Origin of the sequence: Fodinibius sp. (assembly GCF_041642155.1) — a bacterium.
Taxonomy (GTDB): Bacteria; Bacteroidota; Rhodothermia; order Balneolales; family Balneolaceae; genus Fodinibius.
In genome coordinates this window covers 1-8496 of record NZ_JBEPWZ010000119.1, presented here as the reverse complement: position 1 = coordinate 8496, position 8496 = coordinate 1, and the positions used below count along the sequence as shown (strand labels likewise).

The window sequence follows — 8496 nt, the reverse complement described above, 5'->3', positions numbered from 1 at the left end:
AAGGTATGATTCTGCCGGGACCTTTTCATCCGTTATCGAAAATAACTTGTGGCTCAAAGTACCGTTTAGCCCGGCTTCATCTATATCGCCAGAATGCGGCGCAGATAGTTTATTTGCCCCAGATGAGTAGGTAAGATGTCCGTATAGATGTATCAGCGTTCCTCTTTTAGTCTCTCTATACGGTAACTCAAGAGGAAATTCGTCCGCCAGCTCATCGCCATCTATTTCCCCGAATATTTCCTCGAGCGTATCTTTCAAATCTTCTATTTCTTGTACCAGCTCTTCCTTGGTGGTCTCCGTTGTTCTGAACTCCCGGCTGCGGTCCCGTATATAGCCGGTATCTCCTATACCGTGACCGATATAGTGGTTGAGATTTCCAATCACGTGTTGAGTCAACACGCCACAGCTGTTTGTTACGCCCTCCGGTACCGTCCAGAGCAGATCATCCGGTATGGTATGCAGGTTTTCTATCCATTGATTTAAACTGCGTTCATAAAGATAAAGAAGGTCTTGTGGTAGTGTGTCCGTATTCATAAAGATAGTGTTTGATTATTCTTCCACCTAACCGGACGGCCGCAGGTTATCCACTTCTTCGACGGGCCTGCCTCGCCATTCAGCCAGTTGCCGGGCGATATGGGAGCGCACGCTTTCCGAAAGTTCTTTAATATCATCGACTTTCAGTTCTTTCGTATCCAGGGGCTTAAGGATTTTCAGCTTGATATGTTTTGACTGGCCGAATGTCCAGCTTTTTTTGGGCAGGGTATTCTGGGTCCCGTCAATGACCATCGGCAGTATCGGGACCCCCTCACTGACAGCAAGCTCAAAAGCACCGTAAGCAAAGGTATTCAACTTGCCATTTCGCGAGCGTGTCCCCTCGGGGAAAAAAATAACCGAACATTTTCGGTTCAAATAGTACCGCGCCTGTTTAAACGTCTTCTTTCGCCGGTTCCTGGCCTTTCGATCCACCGATATATCTCCCGCCAGCCGCATCATCCAGCCTACTATCGGGACTTCAAAAAGCTCTTTCTTGGCGACCCATTTCATCTCCCAGGGTAAATTGGATATGAGCGGGATATCCGCCTGCGAAAGATGATTGCATACCATTACATAAGGACGGCGATCGTCAATATCAGTGTGACCGGAAATGGCAATCTTCCAATTGAGATTAATTTTGGAAATCGCCATCCCCAGGTTACGGAACAATTTCCCGGTATTATAAAGGGCCGGGTCGCGATCAAAAAGCCGGCGGACCGCCAGCATCGGCAGCCAAAAGAGAATCAGCAAAGCTATTCCCATCCAGATGAACAGCGATTTGACTCGGCTTGCCATCTCTCAAAAAATCTTTGGGATCAAACTTTTAATAACGCCCAGTATCCCCTTGGCCGGTTTCAGCGATTTCCTGTTGCGAACCACCGCCTGTTCAATGACCTCGGGCTGAAAAATATCGTCCTCGTACACGGGCTCGGCATGTTCTTTCCTCGGAGAACGACCTGATCGGCCGGATGGCTTCTTCTGTTTTGAGGTTGCTGTCTCTTGCCCCTTCCCCCTGCCTTTGTCATTTTTCTCCTGATCCTGTTTTTTATGAGCGGTTTGTTTTTTTTCCTGGACAGCCTCTTCCTTTTTTTGTTTTGCTTGTTCCTTTTCTTTGGAAGGCTTGCTCTCCTGCCTGCTCCGGCTCTTCTGCTTTTCCGTTTGCGAAGGAGCTCCATTCTCCGTTGCCTTGACCTCTGTCGAAGACTTCTTTTCCTCTGATCGTTTGTCCCCGCCCGAACTCCGAACCGGACGCTTTTTGCGCTCGCTCTTTTGTTTCGGACTTCGATTGTCATCCCCAGTGTCTGATGCTTCACGAATGGAAAGCTGGTCCCCGACCACATTTTTTATCGCATGATAGTATTTTTTGTCCTTGTTGCTGACAAAAGTGATGGCCGTCCCCGACTTGTCGTACCGCCCCGTTCGCCCAATGCGATGAATATAATCTTCCGGATTATTCGGTACGTCAAAATTTACGATCAGTGAAACGTCATTTATATCAATGCCGCGTGACAGCACATCCGTCGCTACCATCACGGGATGTGTCTTGTTCTTAAAAAGCCGAAGCGCCTCGTTCCGCTCCTCCTGGTCGCGGTCACCATGCATGCTCACCGCGTTAACCCCCCGCTTTTTGAGCATCCGTTCCACCTTGTCTGTGCCCCGTTTCGTTGCACAAAAGACAATCGCCGTCTTGTATTTATCCGCATCAAACAGCTTCTCGAAAAGGCCCAGTTTTTCTTTTGGATGCACAAAGTAAATCTGCTGGTCGACACTGTCGACCGGTTTGGATACTTCGAACTCTACCTCGGCGGGATCCTTCATCACTTCATCGACCACTTTTTGAACCTCTTCCACCATCGTGGCCGAAAAAAGCATCGTCTGACGATCGGTGGGAAGCTGCTTGACAATCTTCATCACATCGGGCAGAAACCCCATGTCCAGCATCCGGTCGGCTTCGTCGAGTACCAGATACTTGAGGTGACTGAAATCGAGATTCAGTACTTTCATCTGATCAATCAGGCGTCCGGGCGTTGCGACAATAATATCCACGCCGGCACGAATAGCCTTCACCTGCGTGCCGTAATCGCTCCCGCCCGTGACGGTGGCGGAACTGACGCCGGTGTGGTACCCAAGCGCAAAAACCTGCTCTTCTATCTGCTGGGCAAGCTCCCGGGTAGGCGATAAAATCAGCGCCTGGGTATGCTCCGAGGGATCTTTAATAATCCGCTGCAGCAGTGGAATAACAAAAGCGCCGGTTTTACCCGTGCCGGTCTGGGCCGCGCCAATCACATCCCGGCCTTCCAAAATTAGCGGTATACATTCGTCCTGTATAGGTGTAGGCTCTTCGTAACGAAGATCCTGCAAGCCAAGACGAAGCTCGTCACTTAATGTAAACTTCTTAAAACTCAAAGGTAGTATCCTGTGTTTATTGTTAGTTGTAGAAAGCTTTGCAAAACCGTTTTTTGGCCAATATCTGGTTTCTCAAAGCCTCTGGTGTATGATTAGCCCGGATTTTTCACCAAGAAATGTAATCGTAAAGAAGGCCAGCCACGAAAGAGTGCGTGAGACATATGCCCGAACGCTGAACAAACGTTTTGAGATTCAACGCGGCGCTACGTACCAATCCACAGTTATGATTGAGTGTAATTTCCGATATCGCGCTTTATAACACATTGTTAACCAGCGGCCTATATGTGATCCATAGCTCTATATGTAAAATATTCGGGTTACTGTCGTTAAAGATACGATTTTAAATCGAAATCACTTAACTTTGACGACAAATTTTTTATAGGCCAAAATTTTGGATAAATTCAAAGCTTAATTAAAAATTCAAAATTAATGATTGTAATGACCTCACAAAAGATAACACTCTTATTTTCAATACTATTTGGTGCTGCGGCCTTCTTCGCAGGATGCAGTTCGGATTCCGGCTCTGCATCAACGGATGTAACCCTGGAAACGAATATTGACAGCGTGAGTTACAGCCTCGGCTATCAAATTGCTTCAATGTCACTGAAACAACAGGGGATGACCGATATTGATGTTGATAAATTTTCCAGCGGATTAAAAAGTGCGCTGGAAGATGAAGAGTCCAGTCTTTCTCAGTCAGAGATGCAGCAGGTGGTACAGTCGTACCAGATGGAAGCTCAACAGCGGGCACAGAAAGAGCAACAGGCGGAAGCCCAGGAAAACCGGCAAAAGGAGGAAGAGTTTTTAGCTGAAAACAGGACTAACGAAGGGGTACAGGTTACTGATTCCGGACTTCAATACAAGGTGTTGGAAGAAGGGTCAGGAGCCTCCCCCGATTCTTCCGACGAAGTGAAGGTTCACTATACCGGGACGCTCCTGGACGGGACAGAGTTTGACAGTTCCCATGATCGCGGCGAGCCCGTTCAATTTCCCTTAAACCAGGTTATCGACGGCTGGACCGAAGGATTGCAGCTAATGAACGAGGGAGCGAAATACCGGTTTTGGATACCATCCGAGCTCGGCTATGGACCTAATCCACGTCCCGGGGGACCGATTGGTCCTAATGAGACGCTGGTTTTTGAAGTCGAGCTCCTGGAAGTCAATCCCCCTGATGATGCCTCTTCCGGCAATTAATAGATATAACACAACCAGCGTTAACCTGAATTCGATCTGAAAAGTTAACCGAACATCTCCCTCGCCTTCTTCCAATTCTTTCGGCAAGGGTCGGATCTTATTATCAGGTTATAAAACAAGGCCGGCTTTAAACCGTATTCCCCGAGGCCTTTGCAAAACCGTTGTTTTTGCAAAGGCCTCTTTTCATTTAAAACGGGGTTCATTAACAACGGGACGAGTCTGCCTCGCTTTTTTAATTACTCATCACAGGCCAACGGATACGACACTATTTGAGCCCGGTCTGAATTATTTTCAAAAGCTTACGCTTATCCACATCAAACCGTTTGTTGTAGTCCTTCACACTCCGGTTAATGACCTCAAACGCTTCGTCCCGGCCATAAATGTGCGTAATCTCGCACTCGCGCTTTTCGTCGCTGAAAGGCTTTTCCTTATAGGTCAGAAAATAATGGGAAAGCCGATCGATCATATGGATGGGTATTTCCGAAATATCCCGAATCTGTCCGAACGAGGCATCGCCGCTTAATACGGCAACTATTTTATCGTCGGCCTCTTCGCCGTCAATCATTCGCAACCCCCCTATCGGAATGGCATCCAGAATTAAATTGCCGTGGGGTATATTTCGTTCTGTAATCACACAAATATCCAGCGGGTCCCCGTCGCCTATAATACCCGACCGCCCCGTTTTTTCCATACAAAAGGCGGCCACTTTCTCGGCACACAAGGTTCTGGGTACAAAGCCGTAGGGCGTGGGACAAATATTTGAAAAGCGCTGCGGCCGATCCACTTTAAGATACCCGCTCTCTTTGTCCAGCTCATATTTCATGGTATCACCCGGTACCAGTTCGATGAATACTTTTGTTTTGCGGGGCGCATCATCGCCGATGTTGATACCGTGCCAGGGATGGGGTTTCGAGAATAACTTGATGGATTCTAAAAAACGTCGGATCTGGTCTCTTTCCATTTTATGATTGATCAGAGATTAACAAGTTGAATAGCTAAAAGTACAAATTTTTTTGAGCCGATGACTACTAATTGTAAAAATGAGAAATAAAAAAAGAGCCGACTTTTACATCGGCTCTTCCAAAACATAATAATATGACGGATAGGTCTTAATTACCCATGTTAACCAGGATCATAACATCGGCCACAACCTCGGCTTCGGCATCGCTGCCGGCTGAAAGCAGACTCTCAACCAAGGTCTCTACAGCGTCATAAAAAGTAGAATATGCCTGTACGATAGCATCGGTGTCGGCACTGGCTTCAATACTTGACTCCAGGACAGCCTTGGCACCACCGGCACCATTAATCTGACTGTTGATACTGACTATAGTTTCAGCGTTTGCTGAAAATTCCTGTTCGAGTATATTAATAATCTTCTCGTTGTAAGTAGTGAACAGGCTTTTTATTTCACCTGCGCCGGCCGCAGCTTTCGCTCGTATTTCTGTTCGCAACTCGGCTCCGGCTTCGCCGGCAGCCTCCACAGAAGATTCCGCTATCTCAGCCGCTTCCATGCGAGCCTGGACGGCCTTGTCAACGGCTATGGCTACAAGGACCGCAGCATTGGCTCTTATTTCCGACCGGGCTGCATCGGAAACGCCAGCAGCCTTTTTGAGGACCAGATTGTTTGCCATTTCTTTCGCTTTAGCATAAGCGTCGGCGTTCACTTCCGCGTTTACATGTGCTGAAGCTATAGCGTTGACAAAGGTATTATAGGCCTCAGCCCTGGCAGATTGACTGGAAGAAGCATATAACGAAGCGTTGAGGTCAGCCAGCGCTTCTGTCTTTGCATTTTTTATTTCAGTTATCTGCTCTTCAGCAAGCTCTACAGACTGATCTGCAAAAGACTCGGCTCGGGCGTGGGCTTCAGCAGCCAGGGCATTGGCAAACTCAACAGCGGCTTCTTCTTTACTTTCGATTTCCGCCGCTGTTTCTGTACCGATATAAGCCTCGACATCTGCCTTTGTCACCAAGTCTGTGTCTCCATTGGCAACCACCTGTTGATATACACTTGCTTCGCCGGTGGACTCACCCGATAGGGGTTTAAGGTCCACAGAAGAACCATTTTCCAGCTTCCCGTAAACTATTGCTTTCCATTGCCGGCCTTCTTTTTCGGCCATAACAATAATATTATCGGAAGCATTGGCAGCAGAGGCCGCGTCAATTTCAATGGCAAATTCCCCTTCTGCGTTGGTCTCCGCTTCTGCGTTGCCGATGGTTTCCAAACTCCCATCTGCAGATATGCGGGCCGCCGTAACAGCAGCGCCTTCAACGGCGGAGACCTGGTAGCCTGAATCATTATCTTTTGCCTTGCTCGATTCATTACTCTCTACCCGTCCGTTAACGGTAGCCTGTTCGCTGTTGGACGAGGTAGTGAAATCACTGCAGGCAAAACCTACTAATGATATCGTCAGTACTAAAATAATATTTCGTATCCGATTAAATCTCATAATAATTATTTTTTATTAGCATTTGGTTGGTGCTTCATATTAAAGTGGGTACCAAAAAAAATTGTTCCAAAATTTTATGAATATGCTGCGAATTTGACTTAAATAGTGTATTTACAGCCTTATGAAGGGCTTTTTGGCATCCTATGAGAAGATAGCAGATCGCAGAAATCGTACGAGAAGGATAGTGGAAAGAGCAGGGAGTGCTTCCGGGGGAAAGGTATTAACCGGGAACAGAAAAAAGTACTAAGGCCTTAATAAAAGCAGGGTTCGAATGATCCTGGAATCCCCTACAGAATTAAAATTTTTACCCTAATAGCTTATTTACCTGTTATGATGAATTGCAATAAGGCGATAAAACCCTCTTTAAAATAGAAGAAGCCGGCTTTCAACCGGCTTCTCCTTGTACGTTGGCTTTTCGGGGTACAAATCAATGGTCACAAAGGTAACCAAGGATCAGTATGTTCACTAATTCATACCTGCTCTTCGCGATTAAGTTCCGTGTTTTTTAATTTTTTTTAGATCTTTTTATAAAAAATAAAAAGACGCTTTAAAAAGGATTCATACGGCACTTTACCGCCACAGGCGATCGGACAAACCGGATGTTCGCTGCAGCTTCTTCCGAATACCTTGTCTCAGTATCTCTTCCGGGGCCAGGATAGCAACCGTTTGGCGAGCGCGCGTAACGGCCGTGTAGATAAGCTCCCGGCTTATCACCTTTGACTGTGCAGCGGGCAATACCAGCAGGATATTATTGAATTCCGATCCCTGGCTTTTATGCACCGTCAGGGCGTAGGCTTTATTATGGTCAGGCAATCGTGACGAAGCCACTGCGCGAATGGCATTGCCGTGCCGGAAATACACCCTCGGCTCCTGTTCATCGTCGGGCAGGCATATGCCGGTGTCTCCATTATACAATCCCAGTGAGTAATCGTTGACATTGACGATCACCGGCTTGCCGGTATACCACTGCCGGTATTTCGGAATGGATCCCTTCTCCTGCAGGATTCGCTCGATATACCGGTTCAGATAACGAATGCCCCAGGGACCTCTGCGGTGAGCTGCGAGAATGCGAAAATCCTTAAGGATGGCAAAAGCCTCATCCACGGAACTGCAGCTGGAAAGCCGGTCAAAATACCGGCCCGTCCTGTCGGCAAGGAGCGCTTCAAGGGCCGAAGCTTCCCGCGAAGTGACAAGGGTAATCTCCGGATATTGCTCAGATCTCAAAATAGCTATTGCTTCTTCAGCCTCTCCCCGGTTTACGTGCCCGGCCAGCCGCGCTATGCCGCTGTCCGCCTCAAAGCGATAGCTTTCGGTTAACAGCGTCACATAGTCGGTCAATGCATCGGGATCGTAAACCGTCGCCTCACCCGGGAGGTCCAGCGAAAGCGATTGCAGCCACTCTGAGGTGTCTGACGAAAACCGGTTTTCCGCCCCCCTGCAGATATCGCCGAGAACCGACCCCGCTTCCACGGAAGCAAGCTGGTCCTTGTCTCCCAACAGAATAAGCCTCGTCCCCTCAAGCAGTGCTTCCATCACGCGACTCATCATCGCCTGGTCCACCATCGACACTTCATCGATGACCACCACATCATGGGATAACGGGTTCTCGGTGTTATGCGTGAACCTGGAAGTATACCGGCGTGCTCCCATCAGCTGATGCAGCGTAACGGCTTCCTCCGGAATGGCCCCGCGTATACTCTCCGTTACCGGCAGCGACTCCCTGGCAGATTGTATGGCATCCTGCAGGCGGGCGGCGGCCTTGCCGGTCGGGGCCGTTAACGCGATAGTGGGCAGCTGCCCGCGGGCCTCCCCCTGCTCTGCCAGCAAGGCCAGGATCCGCACCACCGTCGAAGTCTTCCCGGTTCCGGGTCCCCCTGAAATAACGGTAAGGGTGTGCCTGACCGCCAGCGCAGCG

Annotated in this window: 7 protein-coding genes; 1 reads left to right on the top strand and 6 read right to left on the bottom strand. The window is 48.5% G+C overall.

All coding sequences use genetic code 11. The features are described from left to right. The 3 genes from ACESLU_RS08425 to ACESLU_RS08415 all read right to left on the bottom strand — a co-directional run. On the bottom strand, positions 1 to 534 hold a 534-nt coding region (locus ACESLU_RS08425), incomplete at its 3' end, for a hypothetical protein (RefSeq protein ID WP_372637829.1). Positions 535 to 561: 27 nt separating this feature from the next. Further along, positions 562 to 1329 carry a lysophospholipid acyltransferase family protein gene (locus tag ACESLU_RS08420; protein WP_372637826.1) on the bottom strand — a complete coding sequence of 256 codons (768 nt, stop codon included), beginning with the start codon at positions 1327 to 1329 and terminating at the stop codon, positions 562 to 564. Between the two features lie 3 nt (positions 1330 to 1332). Next, entirely contained in the window at positions 1333 to 2940 is a 1608-nt protein-coding gene (locus ACESLU_RS08415; protein ID WP_372637823.1) for a DEAD/DEAH box helicase, read from the bottom strand. Positions 2941 to 3378: 438 nt separating this feature from the next. On the opposite strand from ACESLU_RS08415, the gene ACESLU_RS08410 reads away from it, so the two are divergent. After that, positions 3379 to 4134 carry an FKBP-type peptidyl-prolyl cis-trans isomerase gene (locus ACESLU_RS08410; RefSeq protein ID WP_372637820.1) on the top strand — a complete coding sequence of 252 codons (756 nt, stop codon included), beginning with the start codon at positions 3379 to 3381 and terminating at the stop codon, positions 4132 to 4134. A gap of 265 nt (positions 4135 to 4399) precedes the next feature. On the opposite strand, the gene ACESLU_RS08405 is transcribed toward ACESLU_RS08410, so the two are convergent. From ACESLU_RS08405 to recD, 3 genes are all read right to left on the bottom strand, one after another. After that, positions 4400 to 5095 (bottom strand): inorganic pyrophosphatase, encoded by a 696-nt coding sequence (locus tag ACESLU_RS08405; RefSeq protein ID WP_372637818.1) that lies wholly within the window; start codon positions 5093 to 5095, stop codon positions 4400 to 4402. Between the two features lie 148 nt (positions 5096 to 5243). Next, the gene (locus ACESLU_RS08400) at positions 5244 to 6581 is read right to left on the bottom strand and encodes a hypothetical protein (protein ID WP_372637815.1); all 1338 of its coding nucleotides are present in this window, start codon (positions 6579 to 6581) and stop codon (positions 5244 to 5246) included. 570 nt (positions 6582 to 7151) lie between these two features. Further along, positions 7152 to 8496 (bottom strand): exodeoxyribonuclease V subunit alpha (gene recD / locus ACESLU_RS08395; RefSeq protein WP_372637812.1); only part of this gene is annotated, 1345 nt, incomplete at its 5' end.

Bases quoted from the DNA above. Each gene is read 5' to 3' on its own strand.
- ACESLU_RS08400 (WP_372637815.1), bottom strand. From the start codon at position 6,581: ATGAGATTTAATCGGATACGAAATATTATTTTAGTACTGACGATATCA.
- ACESLU_RS08410 (WP_372637820.1), top strand. From the start codon at position 3,379: ATGACCTCACAAAAGATAACACTCTTATTTTCAATACTATTTGGTGCT.
- ACESLU_RS08405 (WP_372637818.1), bottom strand. From the start codon at position 5,095: ATGGAAAGAGACCAGATCCGACGTTTTTTAGAATCCATCAAGTTATTC.
- ACESLU_RS08420 (WP_372637826.1), bottom strand. From the start codon at position 1,329: ATGGCAAGCCGAGTCAAATCGCTGTTCATCTGGATGGGAATAGCTTTG.